Raw genomic sequence first — 22535 nt, 5'->3', positions numbered from 1 at the left:
CGGATCAAATATCATTGCCCACATGAAAAAACTTTTACTCCTAAGTCTGATAATTGGTAGCGCCATCAGCGTCCACGCACAGAAAAAAAGTGAACTTATTGCGGAAATTGACGAACTAAAGCAAAAGCTGGACTCAACCCAGAACCTGGTAACGGAAGCGAACCGCAAAGAAAGGGCCAGTACTGCCCGGGCGGAATCCTTTGAATCTCAGGTTACAGAACTTCAGGATGCTAATGCTACCCTATTAAAAAACCTGAATAGTTTTGCAGAGGTCTCTAACAAGAATTCTTCTGCTATCAATCAGGCGCTGGCCAGCCTTGAAGCTAAGGAAAATCAGCTCAAAGGGATCACTGATGCGATTAGCCGAAATGATTCTACGGCTATTGTCCTGCTTACAAATACCAAGCAGACCCTGGGAGAAGATGCCAAGGTTAAGGTGGCCCAGGGAGCCGTGGTCATCTCAAACAGCCTGGATGCCCTTTTCGGGAGTGACACCGCGGATTCAATAGCCGAAACCGCATCAAACTGGTTGAACAGGGTTGCGGATATCCTCAAGGCCAATCCGGAGGTCGTAATGACTGTTGAAGGCCTGTCTATGACCGGAGATATTGATTTAGCATCCCGCCAGGCACGAGCTGTTAGCAGTTCATTGCAAAAGGACTTTGGTATAGATGCCACCAGATTGACGTCCCGAGGGCGAGATGGAAATCTGAAAGAAGGGGTAGATCTTAAGCTACATCCAAATTTCGGGGCTTTCTATCTTATGGTACGCGAAGGCATAAAGAATTAAGGCTCACAGGGTCATTTGGTTTACATCCATAATTTTTTAGATAAAGCTGCGTTCTACAATCATAAACCAACCCTGAAACAATTTAGGATAAAGCCAAACACATGACCGGAGACGGAATATTTCAACTTTTTGCATACCTATTACCAGCAGTAGTTACCGGAGCAGTAGCCTTCTATTTTTTTCGATTACACACCAGGAATGAAGATGGCAGGAGGCGTTTTTTACTTCACAAGGATTCACAAAAGAATGCCCTGCCCATTAGGTTACAGGCCTATGAGCGAATGGCTCTTTTTTTGGAAAGGATTTCTATTCCCAGCCTCGTGGTTCGCGTAGCTCCAAAATCCGCAGACAAGAATTCCTACGAGCAACTACTGATCAAAAGCATTGAAAACGAATTTGAACACAATCTCTCTCAGCAGATCTATATGAGCGATCAGTGCTGGAGTATCATCAAAGCGGCCAAGAGCGCCACCATCCAAATGATCCGTAAAGCTGGGATGAGCGAAACGGATTCGGCGGACAAATTGAGGGAAGACATTCTGAATCAAACCATGGATAAGCAATCGCCCTCCTCCACTGCCCTTACCTTTATCAAAAAGGAAATTGGGGAGCTTTGGTAAATTAACAGCGAATTATTCTTTTGAAACTTAGTTTTCCGGCTCTATCTCGCTGGTTTCGGTATTCTTGGTCTCGGCAAATTCGTAGCCTCGCTCCCACCAGGAAGTCATTTTCTCCTTATCGAAGATCAGAGAATTTGTAGTTAAAACTATTGGTGTATAGTAGAAATTAATGATGGCATCGTTGTGGTTGGCAACGTACTTTCCAATACGAATATTTTGTTGCTCAATTCGGTCCAGCATAAAGGCAAACATACTGGTCAGCAATGAAAATACGTTCTTCGAAGGCATCCTGTTGAAGTGAGTGACCTCTGTATGCAGAATAATGGCATCTACCACCTTGGCACCGCGTTTTACGGCCTCTTCTATCGGGACCATACTTCCGAGGCCCCCATCCGCGTATTCGCAGCCGTTCTTTCGTATAAGGCTCATAAATGGAGTATAGTTGCAGGATATCCAGATCCATTCGCAAAAATCATCGTACTCAAAATCATTGATCGACTTATATTCCACCTGATTCAGCGAAAGGTTTGAAACCGTTACCACGATATCCTTAGGACCATTTTTCAGGCTTTCGAACTCTTCTATGGTCAAGGTTTCCCTGATCAGTTTCAAAAGATTATGACTTTCCCCAAATGTTTTGCTACCACTGTAGAAATTCCTCAATACGTTCCAGTGATTTATAGCAATATTGGCCATGCCATACCGCTTTTGAATGGTAAAAGGGCAGTTACTGAAAATGCTGTCCTGATCTACCGAACAATATACATCCTTGATCTTTTGAATTTTTTGCAAGGCCAGGTGCGAGATCAACAGACTGCCGGTAGAGGTACCGAGGAAGAGATCGTAGGAATGGCCAAGGGCCTGCATGAGGTATTGCGCAACCCCACCGGCAAAGGCTCCTTTGCTTCCCCCTCCAGAAATGACCATCGCCCTCATTTTTTGCTTATTTTACTTTTTAGATAACGCGTTTCCCTATCGTTCAATCCCTGGGACAACCGCAACAGTCGTTCTTTTTGTTTGTCGTCTTCCAGTAATTTATCTAACAAGCGGCGGGCAAACTTCCTGAATTGCCAGCTATGGTGTGCCGATGCATTGATCAGGTCTACTAAATTGGAATCCGTTAGACCCTGTACCTCGTTGAGTAGCTGAAAAGCATTCTGACGGATCTCAAAAGAGTATTGTGGAGAAGTATAGCCCACCAACTCCAGCGTATATAGCTGTTTATCTTCTTCAGACAAATAGTCCCTGGTCAGCACAGCCAAAAGCAGCCACAATAGCCGAATATTCTTATTGGGAAAGCCCTCTACTTCCGCAGTCATGTCCAGATATTTTGGCCTGCTTTCAGGAAATTGTATCCATAGTTGATAAAACGCGTTTTCCACGGTAATGTAACTGTCTTCCTTTAACAGGCCTTCATAGGCCGTTCTGAGCTCCGATGGAACCGGACTGATTACAGCAGAAAGCGCTTGCCTGATTTTTAGCTTCTGACTGTCAAACGCCTTTTTTAAAAATTCGTTAGATAGTGATTTGTGGTATTTTAGAATGATGCGTTTCTTCAGTTCTTCGGAATCCGTAGCCGTCCAGTATCTGTCCAGGATAGCTTCATCCTGATCAGAACTGCTGGTCATTTCCTTCTGAAGATCGAAAAAGTCCTTAATTGGTCTGGAAGCCTTAATCAGTCTCTTTTTGACCTCATCAAAAGGAAAATCGTCATCTTCCAGCCATTCTTCACGAAAAGCAAGCAGATCCTTTCCACCGGCATCTTCCATTTCAGCTATAAACTCATCGATGGTCACATTTTGATACTGATACTTCTCCAGGTAAGATCTGATCCCCTTTTTAAAATTCTTTTCCCCCAGGTCCTGATATAATATATAGAGTGCCCAGGCTCCCTTTTCATAAAAAGTAAGGCTACCTGCCTTGGGGTTCGTAAGGGCATCCCCTCTGGACTCCTGCTCGAGGTCCTCTAATTGCTTAGCGGTATCGTATAGTCGCCAATAGAAGTATTCTTCGCCAAAAATGTCCTTTTCGGCCAGATAGGCATAAAAAGTTGCAAAGCCCTCGTGCAACCAATGGTGCTCTCCGCTGCCTTCCGTCACCAGATTGCCAAACCACTGATGTGCCAATTCGTGGGCGTTTACGTTAACGTAGTTTTTGTCCTTAAAAGCCGTAGAATCTATGACAAAGGCCTCGGAAAAAATCGTGGTCCCTGTATTTTCCATTCCGGCATAAAGAAAATCCCGTACCGGAACCTGTTTATAGTTTTGCCAGGGATAGGAAAACCCTATCTCCTCTTCCAAAAAATCAAATATCCGCCTGGTATATCGGTAGGTGGGTTCAGCACACAGACTGTCTTTAGGTAAATAGTAGAGTTCCAGTGGAATTCCTGAAGAAGAGATTAACTCCTTCCTATTGTAATTCCCTATGGCAAAGGCCAGCAAATAGCTGCTCATGGGTTTATTCATCCTGAATGACCAGGTTTTTAATCCCTCTTTTTCCTCAGTACGCTCCAGCTTGCCGTTGGCAATAATCTCGTAGTTCTTGTCAAAGGTCAGGTCCATATTAAAAATGACCTTTTCATTCATGTCATCGAAGCTAGGCAACCAATGACTGGAATATTTGCCCTGGCCCTGGGTCCAGATCTGATTATTATCCGGAATATTATCGTCCCATCCAATAAAATACACGGTCTGTCTGGGAACGGCATTAAAATGAATAGACAGACTGTAGGTTTTTCCGGCCTTCATTTTTTTGGAAAGCCCCAGCTTCTTCCCGTCGTAAGTGTATTTTACGCTTCTGTTGTTCAGACTCACTTCGGAAAATGACATGTTCTGGGCATCGAGAAAAACCGAATCTACCTTGGAAAGGGCCTTAAAGGTATAGTGTACATTACCTCCTATGCTCCGTGAACTAGAATCAATATGAATAGAAATATCAGCCTTGAGAAAGTCTAAAGCTCTCTGTTTTTGGGCTTCCAGGGTCTGGTTGGATAGCAAAATTCCCAAAAGGAAAAGGAACAACTTCATGAAAATTTGAAAGCAAATACTACACCAAATTTAGCATTTTGGTTTATTGCGGTTGTACAAGGTAAGACTTATTTTAGTCTGATGAACTCCAATTATCTGCAAACACCGATTACTTATCTCAAAGGAGTAGGTCCTAACAGGGCAGACTTGTTGGGTTCGGAATTGGGTATTAGCACTTATCAGGACCTGCTGAATCTCTTTCCCAACCGACATATAGACAGGACTCAATTCTATAAGATCAATCAATTGGAGCGCAGCAATGCCGATATTCAGATCATTGGAAAGATCATCCATATTAAGACCGTTGCACAAAAGAGGGGCAGCCGACTGGTGGCCAAATTTATAGACGATACCGGGGAGATGGAACTCGTATGGTTCCGCAGTCAGAAATGGATCAGGGAAAATCTAAAACTAAATACGCCCTATGTCGTCTTCGGGCGTGTTAATTGGTACAACGGCAAATTCTCCATGGCACACCCGGAAATGGAAATCTTAAAAAATCAGCAGCCTGCTAAAAGGCTCAGAATGCAACCGGTGTACCCGTCTACAGAAAAGCTGAGCAATTCAGGGGTAACCAATAGAATGATCAGCAAATTTGTGTTGCAATTGTTCGAAGAAACGGGCGGACTATTCCAGGAAACCCTTGCTCCTGACATATTGGATACCCTGAAGTTGGTGCCAAAGCGAGTTGCGCTGCGCGCCATTCATTTCCCGGACAGCCAGGAGGAACTGGCCCGTGCCAGGTTCCGACTCAAATTCGAGGAACTCTTTTTTATACAGCTGCAACTTTTGATGAAGAAACAGCGGAGACAGCAAAAAATACGGGGTTTCAACTTTGAAAAGGTCGGAGATCTTTTTAACGGCTTTTATGAAGAACATCTTCCATTTGAACTAACCTCGGCTCAGAAGAAAGTACTAAGAGAGATCAGGGCAGATTTGGGAAGCAATGCCCAAATGAATCGATTGCTGCAGGGCGATGTGGGTTCCGGAAAGACCATTGTTGCCCTGATGAGCATGTTATTGGCCATAGACAATGGATACCAGGCCTGCCTGATGGCCCCGACCGAAATATTGGCAAACCAGCATTATAACAGCCTGAAAGAATTGCTTGGGTCACTTAAGGTCTCAATTGAATTACTGACCGGTTCCACCAGGAAATCGGACCGAAAGAGAATCCACGAAGCCCTGGAAAACGGTGAACTCCATATTCTGATCGGAACCCATGCGGTCCTGGAAGATAAGGTGGTCTTCAAAAACCTTGGGCTGGCGATAGTAGACGAACAACACCGCTTTGGAGTGGCTCAGCGTTCCCGCCTTTGGCATAAAAACGCTACTCCCCCACATATATTGGTCATGACCGCCACTCCGATCCCCAGGACCCTGGCTATGAGTTTATACGGAGACCTGGACATATCCGTTATCGATGAGCTTCCTCCCGGCAGGAAACCTGTAAAAACGGTACATCGTTTTGACCAAAACCGCTTAAAGGTCTTTCAGTTTATCCGGGATGAAATAAAAAAAGGCAGGCAGGTTTATGTGGTTTATCCGTTGATCAAGGAATCTGAGGCCCTGGACTATAAGGATCTTATGGATGGCTATGAGAGTATTGCCAGGGATTTCCCTATGCCGGATTACCAGATCTCCATAGTTCACGGGCAAATGAAATCCGATGCTAAGGATTACGAGATGAATAGGTTTATCCGGGGAGAGACCCAGATCATGGTGGCCACCACGGTCATAGAAGTGGGTGTAAATATCCCCAATGCGTCTGTTATGATCATAGAAAGCGCAGAACGCTTTGGCCTGTCCCAATTACATCAGTTAAGAGGAAGGGTAGGACGAGGTGCAGAGCAGAGTTATTGTATTCTGATGACCGGTTTCAAGCTTTCCTCCGAAGCCAAAACCCGGCTTGAGACCATGGTTGCGACCAATGACGGCTTTGAAATTGCCGAAGTAGACCTTAAACTGCGCGGTCCCGGAGACCTCATGGGCACACAACAAAGCGGTTTGTTGCAACTAAAGATTGCCGATATCATCAAGGACAGTGATATTCTGAACACTGCCCGGTTTTACGCCAAAAAAGTGCTTGAACAGGACCCATTGCTGGAGATGGATCAGCACAGATCTGTTAGACAGGCATACTCCGAGATCACAAAACACAAAAATATCTGGACCTACATCAGCTAATCATTTGTCCTCCAAAAAAAACGCCCGGTAAAAACCAGGCGCCTTCATTTAACAACGTGAGCGTTCTTAATTAATATCTTCTCCGTTTTCCAGTTTTACCAGGAATCCGGCAATTGCATTTTGATTTAAGGCATCAGGAGCTCTTCCTTCGGCGATTTTAAGGTGCTTAAGGGCTGTTTTATAATCTCCCATGGCAGAATACCCTCTTGCCAGACCAAAGTCTACAGGCCATTGTCCTTTATTCATTTTCGCGTTCTTCTTGAACACAGCCATAGCTTTTTCTTTCTCACCCTGTCCTATGAGTTGCCTTCCATAACCGTGGATCTGGAAAACCGTACCCATTCCCATAGCCTCATCCATTAAGGCATCTGCGTCAGCATTTTTTCCCTGCTTGGTAAGGATCCTGGCCTTTATGCCAAGATTATTAAAGGTCTTTTGACTAAAAAACTGACCGGCAATTGCGGCATCAACCCAACCGAGGGCCTCGTCAAGATCACCGTCATTATTCAAGGCAAAATTAGCCGCCTGTTCCCAGGATTGCCTGCTAAAGCCGGGGGTATCCTGCAGCTTCTGGCGGATATCCGCCAAAACAATATCCGTTACGTCTACCTCAACTTTAAAGGGAATCTGCTTTTTCTCCCAGTTTAGAGAAGCCACCGCAGAAGTCGCGTCCACTTCGTTAAATGCGAAAGTCAGCTGTTCTACATGGGGAATGTCTTTCATGCTTACATCTACCCTAAGGGCGTCTTCGGAAGGCTCGTAGAAATAGCTTCCCCAGGCCCCGTGATTCTTAGAGAATATGACGGTTGCCTTGTCGCCTTCCTCAATCACCATATGAAGGCCGTATTTTCCTGCACTAAGTGCTTGTCCTTCAATCTTGACGTCGTCTGTAAATTTGATCACCGTATTTTCATTTGCCCCGGCACGCCACGGAGATTCCTTGGCGGTTCCAAATCCAAGATTGTTCATCCCATAGGGAACAAGCTTCCCCCATATTTCCCTGTCATTCACACTGGGTCGTGAATACACTATGGTGACATCAGTGATCCCGATACGTTGAGATACTTTGGCCATTTGGCTACCACGAGGAAGGTCGAGTTGAGCAAAAGATTGCACACTAAACAATAGTGTGGCCAGCAGAAGAAGGGCTGGACTTTTCTGGTACAATTTTCTCATGAGTTCGTTTTTAAGTAGTTATAATGAATAGGTGTGGTTTAAAGATAGATATCGTCTATTATTGAAATCGTTACGATTATGTTAAACCTATACTTTGATCTGTTAAACTACGGTATTCCCAGTCGTTTAATAGAATATATAATGCTCTCGGCTGAAAGCCGATCCGACCCTCTTTCGTTGTTTTAAAAGCCTGGAATCTTCAGTTTAGACTTTTGGGAATTTTGTGAAACCTGGTGTTGAACGTCGTAATTTTTTATCGCTTTAGTTTCCTTAAACGAGTTGGTTTAATAGTTTTGTTTGCTTAATGATTTTAGTTTATGAACGCTGCGAAAACACTATTTGATAAGGTCTGGGATTCCCATGTCGTAAGAAGTATTGACAATGGTCCGGACGTACTCTTCATAGACAGGCACCTGGTTCACGAAGTTACCAGTCCTGTGGCCTTTTTAGGTTTGAGGAACAGGGGAATAAAAGTGCTGTATCCCGAACGGACTTTTGCAACAGCAGACCACAATACCCCTACCCTGAATCAACATCTTCCTGTGAAGGATCCGCTTTCTGCCAATCAGTTAAAAGCCCTGGAACAAAATGCCAGAGAACACGGTATCCCTTATTGGGGTCTTGGGCATGAGAAAAATGGAATTGTTCACGTAATAGGACCGGAAAATGGCATCACACTTCCCGGAGCAACCATTGTCTGTGGTGACTCGCATACCTCTACCCATGGGGCATTTGGAGCCATTGCCTTTGGAATAGGTACTTCGGAGGTTGAAATGGTGTTGGCTACTCAATGCATCATGCAACCCAAACCCAAAAGTATGAAAATCACCATTGACGGTGAACTCAATAAGGCGGTCACCCCTAAGGACGTGGCACTTTATATCATTTCTCAGCTAACCACTTCAGGTGCCACGGGATATTTTGTGGAGTATTCCGGCGAGGTTTTCCGCAATATGAGTATGGAAGGCCGGATGACGGTTTGTAATCTGAGCATTGAAATGGGTGCACGCGGTGGCATGGTCGCCCCGGATGAGAAGACATTTGCTTACATCAAGGATAGAGAATTTACGCCTAAAGGTGAGGCCTGGAACAAGGCTATGGCCTACTGGAAAACATTAAAAACTGATAATGGTGCGGTCTTCGACCGTGAGGTCTCATTTGAGGGCAGCGCCATTGAACCTATGATCACCTACGGTACCAATCCCGGTATGGGCGTCGGAATTTCAAATGGTATTCCTAAAGCAGAGGCCATTGAAGGTGGTGTTGCCACTTATAAAAAGTCCCTGGAATACATGGATTTTAATGAAGGTGAGGCTATGCTTGGGAAAAAGATCGACTTTGTATTCCTCGGAAGCTGCACCAACGGTCGAATTGAAGATTTTAGGGCTTTTGCAGGACTGGTTAAAGGAAGGCAGAAGGCAGCACATGTGACGGCCTGGTTAGTACCTGGATCTCATAAGGTAGAAGAGGCCATTAAGGCAGAAGGATTGTTAGAGATCCTTGAAGAAGCCGGATTTCAGCTAAGGGAACCGGGATGTTCCGCATGCCTTGCGATGAATGACGATAAGATCCCAGCAGGAAAATATGCGGTGAGTACCTCTAACCGGAATTTTGAAGGACGGCAAGGGCCCGGTGCCCGGACCTTATTAGCAAGTCCGCTGGTCGCCGCTGCGGCAGCCATAACCGGAAGGGTAACAGACCCCAGGGAGTTGATGGAACCGGAGATGGCGTGATTAAAGGCTAATCGCGAATACGCAATGCGCTATACGCTATGAGGACAGACGATAGACGATAGACGATAGACGATAGATAAAAAACAAAATTTAATTTCCAGAAATGGCATACGATAAATTTAATGTACTTACCAGCACTGCGGTGCCGCTGCCTATAGAGAATGTGGATACGGATCAGATCATTCCGGCAAGATTCTTGAAGGCCACGGAGCGCAAAGGGTTTGGAGATAACCTCTTTCGGGACTGGCGCTATAATTCAGACGATACTCCCAAGGAGCATTTTGTGCTGAACAATCCTCTGTATAGCGGCAAGATCCTGGTGGGAGGTAAGAATTTCGGTTCGGGATCTTCACGGGAGCATGCGGCATGGGCTATATACGACTATGGATTTCGCTGTGTAGTATCCAGTTTCTTTGCGGATATTTTCCGAAATAACTGCTTGAATATAGGTGTTTTACCTGTAAAAGTGAGTCCGGAGTTCCTTGAAAAAATATTCAAGTCCATGGAAAGTGACCCCAAAAGCGAGTTGGTAGTTAATCTGCCGGATCAGACCATTACCATTAATAACAGCGGTGAATCAGAATCCTTTGAGATCAATGATTACAAAAAGTCGAACCTGCTGAATGGGTTTGATGATATTGACTACCTGGTGAATATGAAGGATGATATCCAATCCTTTGCCCAGGGAACTCCATTGTAGAACTATCAGGCCTGGCCTCCCGTAAAATGAAAGCGAGAAAAGTTGAAATAATGGATACCACGCTCCGGGATGGTGAACAGACCTCCGGGGTCTCCTTCTCCGCCTCGGAGAAGCTTACACTGGCTAAACTATTGTTGGAAGAACTCAGGGTTGATCGCATTGAAATTGCCTCTGCCCGCGTTTCCGAAGGCGAGTTTGAATCTGTCAGGCAAATAACGGATTGGGCCAAAGACTCTGGCCATTTAGACCGTATTGAGGTACTGACCTTTGTAGACAACGGTTTATCCATCGAATGGATGCAAAAAGCTGGAGCAACAGTTCAAAATCTCCTGACCAAAGGCTCTTTGAACCACCTGACCCATCAACTAAAAAAATCCCCTGAGCAGCATTTTAAGGATATTGCCAAGGTAATTAAGCAAGGGGATGAAGTTGGTATCGCAACCAATGTCTACCTTGAAGACTGGAGCAATGGGATGCGGCATTCAGCTGACTATGTCTTTGAGTTCCTGGACTTTCTGAGCACACAAAAAGTAAAAAGAATTCTACTTCCGGACACCCTGGGAGTGCTAACGCATGAGGAGGCTTTTAGGTTCCTCGATGAAATCCTTAAACGCTATCCGGATCAACATTTTGATTTTCACGGACATAACGATTATGACCTCAGTGTGGCCAATGTGATGGAAGCCCTTAAAGCGGGTTGCCATGGTTTGCATCTTACCGTTAATGGTATGGGCGAAAGGGCCGGAAATGCTCCTTTGGCCAGTGTAGTAGCTGTGATCAACGATTTTATGCCTCATATTGAGATAGCAGTAGACGAATCCGCCCTTTTTAAGGTCAGCAAACTGGTTTCTGCCTTTACTGGTTTTGGGATCCCGGCTAACAAACCTATTGTTGGAGACAATGTTTTTACCCAGACTGCCGGAATACACGCAGACGGGGATAACAAAAAGAACTTGTATTTCAACGACCTGCTTCCCGAGCGCTTTGGAAGAAAACGCAAATACGCTCTTGGAAAGACTTCCGGTAAGGCTAACATTCAGAAAAATTTACAGGAACTCGGGCTTACCCTCAACGATGAGGAATTGAAAAAGGTAACACAGCGGATCATCGAGCTGGGAGACAAAAAGGAAAAGGTCACCAAAGAAGACCTGCCTTATATTATTTCGGATGTACTGGACAGCAATACCTACCAACAAAAGGTTATCGTAAAGTCTTATGTACTGACGCATTCCAAAGGTCTAAAACCGTCAACGACGGTTGCCGTGGAGATCGAGGGGGAGTCTCATGAGGAAAATGCGCAGGGCGATGGGCAATTCGACGCTTTTATGAACGCCCTTCGCAAGGTTTACAAATCCAGGAAACTGGAACTTCCCAAACTGATCGATTACGCGGTTAGGATTCCTCCGGGAAGTAATTCGGACGCCCTTTGTGAAACTGTGATAACCTGGCAGAACAACGGAAAAGATTTTACCACCAGGGGTTTGGATTCAGATCAAACCGTATCGGCCATCAAAGCCACTGAAAAAATGCTTAACATCATATAAATAACCAAACACATCATATGAAATTAAATATAGCCTTGCTGGCTGGAGACGGGATAGGTCCCGAAGTCATTGACCAGGCCGTAAAAGTTTGCGATGCAGTCGCCAAAAAGTTTTCCCATGAGATTAACTGGAAGCCAGCCCTAACCGGGGCGGCAGCAATTGATGCCGTAGGGGAACCCTATCCGGATGAGACTCATGAAACCTGTATATCTTCGGACGCCGTTCTTTTTGGGGCTATTGGGCACCCAAGGTTCGACAATGATCCATCAGCAAAGGTAAGACCGGAGCAGGGGCTGCTGAAAATGCGCCAGAAATTAGGCTTATTTGCCAATGTACGACCCACTTTTACGTTCCCTTCTTTGATTGACAAATCGCCCTTAAAAAGGGAACGGATAGAAGGTACAGATCTGGTATTCTTACGCGAACTGACCGGAGGCATCTATTTTGGGAAACGAGGCAGGGAAGACAACGGAGATACTGCATACGATACCTGTACCTATACGCGTGCTGAAATTCAAAGACTGGCAAAAAAAGGCTTTGAATTGGCAATGAAACGGTCTAAGAAGCTTTGCTGTGTAGACAAGGCAAATGTCCTTGAATCTTCGCGTTTATGGAGAGAAACCGTTCAGGAGATGGCCAAAGATTATCCTGAAGTATCTGTTTCCTACGAATTCGTTGATGCTGTTGCTATGCGATTGGTACAATGGCCTAATGATTACGACGTATTGATCACCGAAAATATGTTCGGTGATATTCTTACCGATGAAGCATCTGTAATTTCAGGTTCCATGGGGCTTATGCCATCTGCTTCCGTTGGTGAAAGCATTGGGTTATACGAACCCATTCACGGCTCATACCCCCAGGCGGCAGGCAAAGATATTGCCAATCCGCTTGCAACTATCCTATCCGCGGCCATGTTATTTGACGACCTCAACCTGGCCGAAGAAGCCGAGACGATCAGGAATATTGTGAATGCCTCTCTGGCCGAAGGTGTGGTTACTGAAGATCTGGCAGAAGGTGGAAAGTCTTATAAGACCAGCGAGGTTGGTGACTGGCTGGCTGCCAGGGTTTGAGGCAGCAGTCATTTATGATTCGCCGCTAAGTGCTTTGCTCATGACCTCGAACTCAAAGTGTTCTTTACCGATGCTGTAGTCGTGATGTCCCGACCTTCATCGCCGTTGATATTGAACACCGGTACGGTTTTAAAACCCAATATGCCCAAGAGTATCTTTTATCGTGCAGAAATACGAAACTTTACAAAATGGGGCATCATCGGATTCGTTGGTAGCACTGGCAAGAGCATGGCAGAACCTATCCATTTCGAGATTTGGAATAACAGAAAACCCGTGGACTCCCTATCCTATTGTTTCATGGATAAAGAGTCCACGTCTCCTGTCTTATGATAATTTTTCCTGACCCTTTTGTACGTCCCTCTGCCTATCGGTGCAGATAGACGACCCCTTGAACTGGTGGTCTGGTCCCGTCCCCAAAATCAATCGTATAATAGTATACTCCGTTGGGCAGTTTACCGTCTCCCATGGTAATACCTTGGCCGGCAGCGCTCCCATCCCAGTCCGCTGTCCCGGCGTTCCCTTTGTACAACAGGGAGCCGTTTTGGTCATAGATCGTCATGGTGTAATTGGGGTAATCGCGCCTCAGCCAGGAAATGGAAAAAGTATCGTTGACCCCATCACCATTCGGGGAGAACGCCCTGTTACCCACCGCCGGCAGTCCGCCAAAGCCTTTGTTGTCCATTTCATCGGCCCCTGTTCCGCCCAGAGCTGGCGGCCCACTGAGATCATTGCTGTTGGTTTCATCGCCCTTCGGTTTCGGTAGGAACAGACGGCTAAGGTTCCCTGTTCCGCAGTCCTTACGGTCGCTGACAATCCTGAAGCTTAGCGCTGCACGCTGGGTCTCGGCCGTACAGTAGGCCAGCCCAAAGGCACCGATGGTCACGGTATTGGTAAAGCCCTGCCCGTGCCATCCGATCAGCGTGGCGTCCCAATTGGCAACCGAGAGCCCACTGCCATGGAGCATGTAGCTGCCGTTGTTCAACGCCCCGAGATTCCATTCGCCAAGGTCCTGGTCAAAGGCGGCCGCATTTTTGAACATGGACCGCATATCGGTCACTTTGCTGGTGTCCCAGGAGCTGATGTCTCGGTCAAAGGCGCTTGCTCCATTAAACATATGCTCCATCGAGGTCAAGCTGCCCACATCCCAGGAACCGATATCCTGGTCAAAGGCGGCCGCATTCAAAAACATGCCTCCCATTAGGGTCACCCCGGACACATTCCAGGAGCCGATGTCACTATTAAAGGCCCTTGCGTTGCTAAACATCCCGCTCATAATAGTCACGCTGCTTGTATTCCACGAACCGAGGTCCCTGTTAAAGGTCCGTGTGAACCGCAACATGCCGTTCATATTGGTCACCCTGGACACATCCCAGGAACCGATTTCCTGGTCAAAGGCAAATGCGCCGGAAAACGTCCACTCCATATTAGTCACACTACCCACGTTCCAGGAACTGATGTTCCCGTTAAAGACCCTCGCATAGGCAAACATATAGGCCATATTGGTAACCCTGGAGACATCCCAGGAACCGATATCCTGGTCAAAGGTCCTTGCGTTCCTGAACATGGATTCCATACTGGTCACCTTGCTGGTGTTCCACAAACTGATATCCTGGTTAAATACAATTGGGTTAGGATCGTTCTCGTTCCCGGCAAACATCCGCTCCATACTGGTCACCTTGCCAGTATCCCAGGAACCGATTTCCCCATTGAAGGAGGTCGCGTTCTGGAACATGCCGCTCATATCGATCACACGGCTTGTGTTCCAGGAACCGATGTTCCCGCTAAAAGAGCTTGCACCGGAAAACATCGAGCCCATATAGATCACGTTGCTGGTGTCCCAGTTGGAGAAGCCCGTGGAGCCGGTAAGTGAGGTACAACCCCTGAACATCTGATCCATACTGGCCACATTGCCCAGGTCCGGGGTATCCGTGGCCCTGACCTCCAGGTTGCTACAACCATAGAACGCACTCGCCATCATGCCCCAGGAGATACCATTGCCCCACTGATCCACCGAGAGCAGCTTCTCTTTGTCTCCCCCATTGTTGAACCGTATCCCTTCCAGGGTCCCATCCCCCGAGGCGGCATTGTTGAGGGCCACCTGTACTACACCGTCATGGCTATGCTCAGTGACGTTCACGGTAATGGGTCCACGCTGGTCAGTCAGTTCATAGCTGCCATCATCGCCCAGGTCCACATCGTAGGTCCCCATGGCGGGGATGGTGATGGAGTTCCCACTGGTCGTGTCCCAGGTGGTAACAAAGGTTGCAGAGTCTGCCACAGTCACCGAGGCCATGCAGCTGGCCGAGTTGCCGCTGCTGTCCTCCACTATAAGGGTCACCGTGTTCGCCCCAAGGTCGGTGGTCGTAAAGCGGTTCCGGGATACGTCCAGAGTGACGTTCCCACAGGCATCACTGGAACCGGCGTCCACAAGGTCGGTATCCAGGCTGGCCGTACCGTTGATATCCAATCGAAGTTTCACCGGCTTGCACTGTGCCGTAGGCGCCGTCGTATCTATTACGGTGATCGTTTGAGTTACATCGGTACTATTCCCTGCTCCATCGGTCACCCTATAGGTCCGGGTGATCACCTCAGGGTAGCTGTTGCCATCACTCACATCACTTACAAAGGTGACCGTAGGGTTTGAAGTACAGTTGTCGGCTTCGTCGGTCACTACAGTGATGTCTACGGCGGGAACATCAGATGCACACTGTACACTCACTGCTGCCGGATTGCTGGCCGTAGGAGCTGTTGTATCACCCACAGTGATCGTTTGGGTCACATCGGTACTATTCCCTGCCCCGTCGGTCACCCTATAGGTTCGGGTGATCACCTCTGGGTAGCTGTTGCCATCGCTCACATCACTCATAAACGTGACTGTTGGATTTCCGGTACAGTTATCCGCTTCATCGGTCACTACAGTGATGTCCGGTGCCGGGGCATTACACTGGGCACTGATCGCTACCGGATTGCTGGCCGAGGGGGCCGTGGTATCGTTAACTGTAATGGTCTGGGTCACATCGGTACTGTTCCCGGCTTCATCGGTAACTCTATAGGTCCGAGTGATCACTTCCGGATTGCTGTTGCCATCGCTTACATCACTCACAAAGGTCACAGTCGGTGTCTCACAGTTGTCGGCCTTATCGGTCACTACGGTAATATCTGGTGCGGGGGCACTGCACTGGGCATTGATTGGTGCCGGATCGCTGGCCGTGGGGGCCGTCGTATCATTTATCGTGATGGTCTGAGTTACATCCGTACTGTTCCCTGCTCCATCGGTAACACGATAGGTCCGGCTGATCACCTCGGGGTTGCTGTTGCCATCGCTTACGTCACTTACAAAAGTGACCGTTGGGTTGGCCGTACAGTTGTCTGCCTCATCGTTTACCACCGTGATATCTACGGCTGGGACATTGGAGGAACATTGTACGCTTACCGCTGCCAGGTCGCTGGCCGTTGGAGCAGTAGTATCGTTTATTGTAATGGTCTGGGTTACATCTGTGGAGTTCCCAGCCGCGTCGGTCACTCGATAGGTACGGGTGATTACCTCAGGGTTGCTGTTGCCATCGCTTATGTCACTTACAAAAGTGACCGTTGGGTTGGCCGTACAATTATCGGCTTCATCGGTCACTTCGGTGATGTCTACAGCAGGGACATTGGAGGAACACTGTACACTCACCGCTGCCGGGTTGCTTGCGGTGGGGGCCGCTGTATCGTTTACAGTGATGGTCTGGGTGATATCCGTACTGTTCCCTGCTCCATCGGTCACCCGATAGGTTCGGGTGATCACTTCAGGGTTGCTGTTGCCATCACTTATATCACTTACAAAAGTGACCGTTGGGCTGGCCGTACAATTATCGGCTTCATCGGTCACTACGGTGATGTCTGGTGCGGGGGCACTGCACTGGGCATTTATTGGTGCCGGATTACTGGCCGTGGGAGCCATTGTATCATTAACTATTATGGTCTGAGTTACATCCGTACTGTTCCCTGCACCATCGGTAACTCTGTAGGTCCGCGTGATCACCTCAGGGTTGCTGTTGCCATCGCTTACATCACTCACAAAGGTAACGGTCGGGCTTGCTGTACAGTTGTCGGCCTCGTCGGTCACTACCGTAATGTCTGGTGCGGGGGCACTGCACTGGGCATTGATTGGTGCCGGATTGCTGGCCGTGGGAGCCATTGTATCATTAACTGTTATGGTCTGAGTTACATCCGTACTGTTCCCTGCCCCATCGGTAACCCTATAGGTACGGGTGATCACTTCAGGGTTGCTGTTGCCATCACTCACATCACTGACAAAGGTGACTGTCGGGCTTGCCGTACAGTTGTCGGCCTTATCGGTCACTACGGTAATATCTGGTGCTGGGGCGCTACACTGTGCACTTATGGCTACCGCATTGCTGGCTGTAGGAGCCGTTGTATCGTTTACTGTGATGGTCTGGGCTACATCGGTGCTATTCCCTGCTCCATCAGTCACCCTATAGGTACGGGTGATCACCTCAGGGTTGCTGTTGCCATCGCTTACATCACTCACAAAGGTAACTGTTGGGTTTGCTGTACAGTTGTCCGCTTCGTCTACTACTACTGTGATGTCTACGGCAGGCACATTGGAGGAACACTGTACACTCACCGCTGCCGGGTTGCTGGCCGTAGGAGCCGTTGTATCGTTTATCGTTATGGTCTGGGTCACATCGGTGCTATTCCCTGCTCCATCGGTCACCCGATAGGTTCGGGTGACCACCTCTGGGTTGCTGTTCCCATCACTCACATCACTGACAAAGGTGACTGTTGGGTTGGCCGTACAGTTGTCCGCCTCATCGGTCACTTCCGCGATGTCTACGGCAGGCACATTGGAGGAGCACTGTACACTCACCGCTGCCGGGTTGCTTGCGGTGGGGGCCGTTGTATCGTTTACTGTGATGGTCTGGGTGACATCGGTGCTATTCCCTGCTCCATCAGTCACCCGATAGGTTCGGGTGATTACCTCTGGGTTGCTGTTCCCATCACTCACATCACTGACAAAGGTGACTGTCGGGCTTGCCGTACAGTTGTCGGCCTCGTCGGTCACTTCCGTGATGTCCGGTGCGGGGGCACTGCACTGGTCATTGATTGGTGCCGGATTGCTGGCCGTGGGGGCTGTCGTATCGTTAACTGTAATGATCTGGGTCACATCGGTACTGTTTCCTACTTCGTCGGTCACCCGATAAGTCCGGGTGATCACCTCAGGGTTGCTGTTCCCATCACTTACATCACTCACAAAGGTCACTGTAGGTGTCCCACAGTTGTCCGCTTCATCGGTCACTACGGTGATGTCTGCAGCGGGAACGTCGGATGCACATTGTACACTTATCGGTACTGGATCACTCGCTGTCGGCGGGGTGGTTTCTGCGCGGTCTCCGGTAATGTCATAGGAGAACGCGGCGCGCTCGGTGACGGCCTTGCAGTAGACCAGTCCCAAAGCGTCGAGTAAGATTGTTCCGGCAAGGCCCTGGTTGTACCAACCGATCAACGTGGCGTCCCAATTATCAATAGAGAGCCCACTGCCATCGAGCATGGAAGTCCCATTGGTAAGCCACCACAGGTCCCATGCGCCCAGGTCCTGGTCAAAGGCGGTTGCACTATTAAACATGTTATCCATCTTGCTCACCTTGCTGGTGTCCCAGGAACTGATGTTTCCATTAAAGGTACTTGCACTCCGGAACATACCGGACATATTAGTCACCTTAGTGGTGTTCCAGGAACCGATGTCCTGGTCAAAGACGCTTGCATTGTAAAACATGAAGCTCATATTCGTCACGCTGCTGGTGTTCCAGGAACCAAGGTCCTGGTCAAAGGTGGTTGCGCCCCAAAACATGCCGCCCATATCGGTCACGCTGCTGGTGTCCCAGGAATCGATGTTCTGGTTAAAGGCGCTTGCGCGAAAAAACATAGCGTTCATATCGGTCACATTGCCTGTGTTCCAGGAACTGAGATCCTGATCAAAGGCGCTTGCACTAGAGAACATGGATTGCATGTTGGTTACGCTGGCTGTCTCCCAGGAACCAATGTTCCCGTTAAAAGCGCTTGCACCATAAAACATAAGTCCCATACTGGTCACATTGTCCGTGTCCCAGGAACCGATATTTCCGCTAAAGGCTGTGGCATTGTAAAACATCCGGTGCATAGTGGTCACCTTACCCGTGTCCCAGGAGCCGATGTCCCCATTAAAGGCGCTTGCATTCTGGAACATACTGTTCATGTCTGTCACACCAGCCGTGTTCCAGGAACCGATGTCCCCGTTAAAGACGCTTGCACTCCGGAACATCCCGGACATATTGGTCACACTGCCCAGATCCGGGGCATCGGTCGCCTTGACCTGCAAGTTGGAACAGCCGTAGAATGCGCTGGCCATGGTACTCCAGGCTATACTGCTACCCCACTGGTCTACAGAGATCAATTTTTGTTTGTCTCCCGTGTTGTTGAAACGAATGCTTGTTAGGTTTCCGGAACCGGAGGCCGCATTGCGAAGGGCCAGCTGTATCTCCCCGGCGGTATGGCCATAGGTAGTGACATTTATGGTTGTGGTCCCGGTCTGGTCAAACAATTCATAGCTGCCGTCATTGCCAAGGTCCACATCGTAGGTCCCTTCAGCCGGGATGGTGATGGAGTTCCCGCCGGAGGTGCCGGGTTTGGTAGTGTCCCAGGTGGTCACAAACAGGCTTGCGGGGTCCTCCACGGTCACTGAGGCCTGACAGGTGCTGCTGTTCCCATTGGGGTCGGTCACCGTAAGGGTCACTGTATTCACGCCCAGGTCGGAGGTGGAGAAGCTAGACTTGGACAGGCCCAATGAGACATCGCCACAGGCATCGCTGGAACCATTATCAACAAGGTCGGTCGTCAGAGTTGCCTTACCATTGGCATCCAGTTGGAGGGTTACCGCCTTGCAAACGGCTGTCGGCGGGGTGGTTTCTGCACGGTCCCTGATAATGTTGAGGGTTAGCGCGGCACGCTGTGTACCTGCCTTGCAGTAGACCAGGCCGGAAGCGCTGATGGTAGTGGTGTTGGTAAAACCCTGGCCGTACCAGCCTATGAGGGTGGCGTCCCAATTGGCAACCGAGAGCCCACTGTCGTTGAGCATATTCCTGCCATAGGTCAGCTGCCCCAGGTCCCAATCGCCCAGGTTCTGGTCAAAGGCGCTCGCGTCATTGAACATATACCACATATTGATCACGCTGCTGGTGTTCCAGGAACCGATGGCCCCGTTAAAGGAGGTTGCCTGAAAAAACATTCGTTCCATATCGGTCACCTTGCCGGTATCCCAGGAACCAATGTCCTGATCAAAGGAGGTTGCGTTAGAAAACATGCTTCCCATATCGGTGACGCTACTGGTGTTCCAGGAACCGATAGCCCCGTTAAAGGAGGTTGCCCCTTGGAACATGTAACGCATATCTGTCACCTTTGTCGTGTTCCAGGTGCTAATGTCCTGATCAAAGGAGGTTGCATCCCGGAACATCCAGCCCATATTGGTAACGTTGGCCACATTCCAGGAACCAATATTCCCATTAAAGGAACTGGCCCCGTCAAACATGCCCTCCATATCACTCACATTGGTCGTGTCCCAGGAACTGATATCGCCTTTAAAGGCGCTTGCACCAGCAAACATTTCCTCCATATCAGTCACCTTGTTGGTATCCCAATTAGAGAAGCCTTTCATCCCAGTAAGTGAGGTGCACCCTTGGAACATCTGCCCCATATCTGTCACCCTGCCCAGGTCAGGGACGTCCGTTGCTTTGACCTCCAGGTTGGTGCAGCCTTGAAATGCACCCCACATTGCGATCCAGGAGATACTGCTGCCCCAGTTGTCCACGGAGAGTAGCTTATCCTTGTCGCCCGCATTGTGGAAGTGTATCCTGGTCAGGTTCCCAGCCCCGGAAGCAGCATTGCGAAGGGCCACCTGTATCTGCCCGGCGGTATGGCCGTAATAGGTCACATCTATGGTCGTGATTCCGTTCTGGTCGAACAGGTCAAAGATACCGTCATTGCCTAGGTCCACATCGTAGATCCCTGTGGCAAGAATATGGATGGAGTTCCCATTGGAAAAGCCGGGTTTGGTCGTGTCCCAGGTGGTGATAAAATTGGCTTTTGATGGATCCTCCACGGTCACTGTGGCCGTACAACTGTTTGTGTTCCAATTGGGGTCGGTCACCGTCAGGGTCACTGTGTTATCACCGAGGTCGGCGGTCGTAAAGTTGCTCTTGGACAGGACCAATGAGACATCGCCACAGGCATCGCTGGAGCCATTGTCCACAAGGGCGGCCGTCAGGGTCGCCGTACCGGTGGTGCCCAGCTGGAGGGTAGCCGACTTACATCGGGCCGTCGGCGGAGTGGTTTCCGCACTGTCGCCACTGACTTTGAAGGATCCGGAGTTCAAAGCGGCATGCTGTGTGCCGGCCGTGCAGTACACCAGGCCAGAGGCACCGATGGTAACCGTGTTGGTAAAGCCCTGCGCATGCCAACCGATCAGCGTGGCGTCCCAGTTGGCAACCGAGAGCCCACTACCGCTGAGCATGGTATAGCCCCCAGCCCCGTTCAACTGGCCCAGGTCCCAGGAACCGATGTCCTGGTCAAAGGCACTTGCGCGATAAAACATCTCGTACATATCGCCCACGCTTCCTGTGTTCCAGGAACCGATGTCCTGGTTAAAGGCGGTCGCGTCTTTGAACATCGCGCCCATACTGGTCACATTGCCAGTATTCCAGGAACCGATGGCCCTGTTAAAGGCACTTGCATTGTAAAACATCCCGTACATAGTTTTCACCTGGCCCACATTCCAGGAACCGATGTCCTGGTTAAAGGTACTTGCAAAGCCAAACATGTTGTACATACTGGTCACTTTGCTGGTGTTCCAGGAACCGATGTTCCCGTTAAAGGCAGTTGCAGACCAAAACATCATGCGCATATTGGTCACCTTACTGGTATTCCAGTTGGAGAAGCCCGTTGACCCTGTAAGTGATGTGCACTGGGCAAACATACTATCCAGACTGGTCACGCCGCTTAGGTCGGGAGCATCGGTCGCCTCGACCTCTAAATTGGTACAGCCAGAAAATGCACTCCGCATTGTACTCCAGGCTATGCCACTGCCCCATTGGTCCACGGAGAGAAGTTTCTGTCGGTCACCTGTATTGCTGAAATGTATCCTGGTCAGGGTCCCCTTCCCGGAGGCGGCATTGCGAAGGGCGACCTGTATCTCCCCAGCGGTATGGTTATGAGTGGTCACATCTATGGTAGTGGTTCCCGCTTCGTCATACAGGTCATAGATTCCATCATTGCCCAGGTCCACATCATAGGTCCCCACTGCGGGGATGGTGATGGAGTTGCTGTTGGAGGTGCCCGGTCTGGTCGTATCCCAGGTGGTGATGAACTCACTCTGGGCAGACAGGCCAATGGTGGTTAATAGACAGGTAAAAAGCATAAGCCCGGACCACTTTCGGCCCATTGCGTCATTTGTTCCCATAATGTATAATGTATTTGTATAAAGCGCTTGATTTTGACCCAACCGAAATTGCGGCAAGGGCCGGGGGCGCTTTGGATCCTGATCCAAAGGCTAAGTCACTGATTTCAGAACCGGAGACCAAAAATGGGGGTAAGTAGGGTTCAGGCTGTCCTGAAAACTCAAAACACCCTGCTTTGCACAATATCCCCGACAT

Annotated in this window: 12 protein-coding genes; 8 read left to right on the top strand and 4 right to left on the bottom strand. The window is 48.9% G+C overall.

Translation table 11 applies throughout. From position 1 onward, the window contains the following. Positions 1 to 22: 22 nt before the first annotated feature. Entirely contained in the window at positions 23 to 790 is a 768-nt protein-coding gene (locus GTQ38_RS13895) for an MlaD family protein (RefSeq protein WP_161436146.1), read from the top strand. A gap of 101 nt (positions 791 to 891) precedes the next feature. Then, positions 892 to 1410 carry a DUF7935 family protein gene (locus GTQ38_RS13890; RefSeq protein WP_161436145.1) on the top strand — a complete coding sequence of 173 codons (519 nt, stop codon included), beginning with the start codon at positions 892 to 894 and terminating at the stop codon, positions 1408 to 1410. 27 nt (positions 1411 to 1437) lie between these two features. On the opposite strand, the gene GTQ38_RS13885 is transcribed toward GTQ38_RS13890, so the two are convergent. Together GTQ38_RS13885 and GTQ38_RS13880 are read right to left on the bottom strand one after the other, a co-directional pair. Then, the gene (locus GTQ38_RS13885) at positions 1438 to 2346 is read right to left on the bottom strand and encodes a patatin-like phospholipase family protein (RefSeq protein WP_161436144.1); all 909 of its coding nucleotides are present in this window, start codon (positions 2344 to 2346) and stop codon (positions 1438 to 1440) included. Further along, a complete protein-coding gene (locus tag GTQ38_RS13880; RefSeq protein ID WP_161436143.1) occupies positions 2343 to 4436 on the bottom strand; it encodes a M1 family metallopeptidase in 2094 nt (697 codons plus the stop codon). Before GTQ38_RS13880 ends, GTQ38_RS13885 begins: the two co-directional genes overlap by 4 nt. An 81-nt stretch (positions 4437 to 4517) precedes the next feature. On the opposite strand from GTQ38_RS13880, the gene recG reads away from it, so the two are divergent. Beyond that, positions 4518 to 6623 (top strand): ATP-dependent DNA helicase RecG, encoded by a 2106-nt coding sequence (gene recG / locus GTQ38_RS13875; RefSeq protein WP_161436142.1) that lies wholly within the window; start codon positions 4518 to 4520, stop codon positions 6621 to 6623. A gap of 66 nt (positions 6624 to 6689) precedes the next feature. Here recG and GTQ38_RS13870 read toward each other — a convergent pair whose 3' ends face one another. Beyond that, positions 6690 to 7799 (bottom strand): DUF2911 domain-containing protein, encoded by a 1110-nt coding sequence (locus tag GTQ38_RS13870; protein ID WP_161436141.1) that lies wholly within the window; start codon positions 7797 to 7799, stop codon positions 6690 to 6692. Between the two features lie 317 nt (positions 7800 to 8116). Between GTQ38_RS13870 and leuC the strand changes: the two genes are divergently transcribed. From leuC to leuB, 4 genes are all read left to right on the top strand, one after another. Beyond that, positions 8117 to 9532, top strand: coding sequence for a 3-isopropylmalate dehydratase large subunit (leuC, locus tag GTQ38_RS13865; RefSeq protein ID WP_161436140.1), 1416 nt, complete (start codon positions 8117 to 8119; stop codon positions 9530 to 9532). Between the two features lie 103 nt (positions 9533 to 9635). Next, positions 9636 to 10232 (top strand): 3-isopropylmalate dehydratase small subunit, encoded by a 597-nt coding sequence (gene leuD, locus GTQ38_RS13860; protein ID WP_161436139.1) that lies wholly within the window; start codon positions 9636 to 9638, stop codon positions 10230 to 10232. 26 nt (positions 10233 to 10258) lie between these two features. Continuing rightward, entirely contained in the window at positions 10259 to 11776 is a 1518-nt protein-coding gene (locus GTQ38_RS13855; protein WP_161436138.1) for an alpha-isopropylmalate synthase regulatory domain-containing protein, read from the top strand. Between the two features lie 17 nt (positions 11777 to 11793). Beyond that, positions 11794 to 12849: a 3-isopropylmalate dehydrogenase gene (leuB, locus tag GTQ38_RS13850; RefSeq protein WP_161436137.1), complete on the top strand. Its 1056-nt coding sequence runs from the start codon at positions 11794 to 11796 to the stop codon at positions 12847 to 12849. A gap of 364 nt (positions 12850 to 13213) precedes the next feature. Here leuB and GTQ38_RS13845 read toward each other — a convergent pair whose 3' ends face one another. Next, entirely contained in the window at positions 13214 to 22342 is a 9129-nt protein-coding gene (locus GTQ38_RS13845) for a BspA family leucine-rich repeat surface protein (protein WP_161436136.1), read from the bottom strand. An 8-nt stretch (positions 22343 to 22350) separates the two neighbouring features. Here GTQ38_RS13845 and GTQ38_RS21130 point away from each other — a divergent pair, with 8 nt between their 5' ends. Beyond that, positions 22351 to 22479, top strand: a complete 129-nt coding sequence (locus tag GTQ38_RS21130) for a hypothetical protein (protein WP_262886137.1) — start codon at positions 22351 to 22353, stop codon at positions 22477 to 22479. The last annotated feature ends 56 nt before the right edge of the window (positions 22480 to 22535 follow it).

The organism is Poritiphilus flavus (genome assembly GCF_009901585.1).
GTDB classification, from domain to species: Bacteria; Bacteroidota; Bacteroidia; order Flavobacteriales; family Flavobacteriaceae; genus Poritiphilus; species Poritiphilus flavus.
Note: the sequence above shows the minus strand (reverse complement) of the source record. Positions and strands in the feature narration are given on the sequence as shown.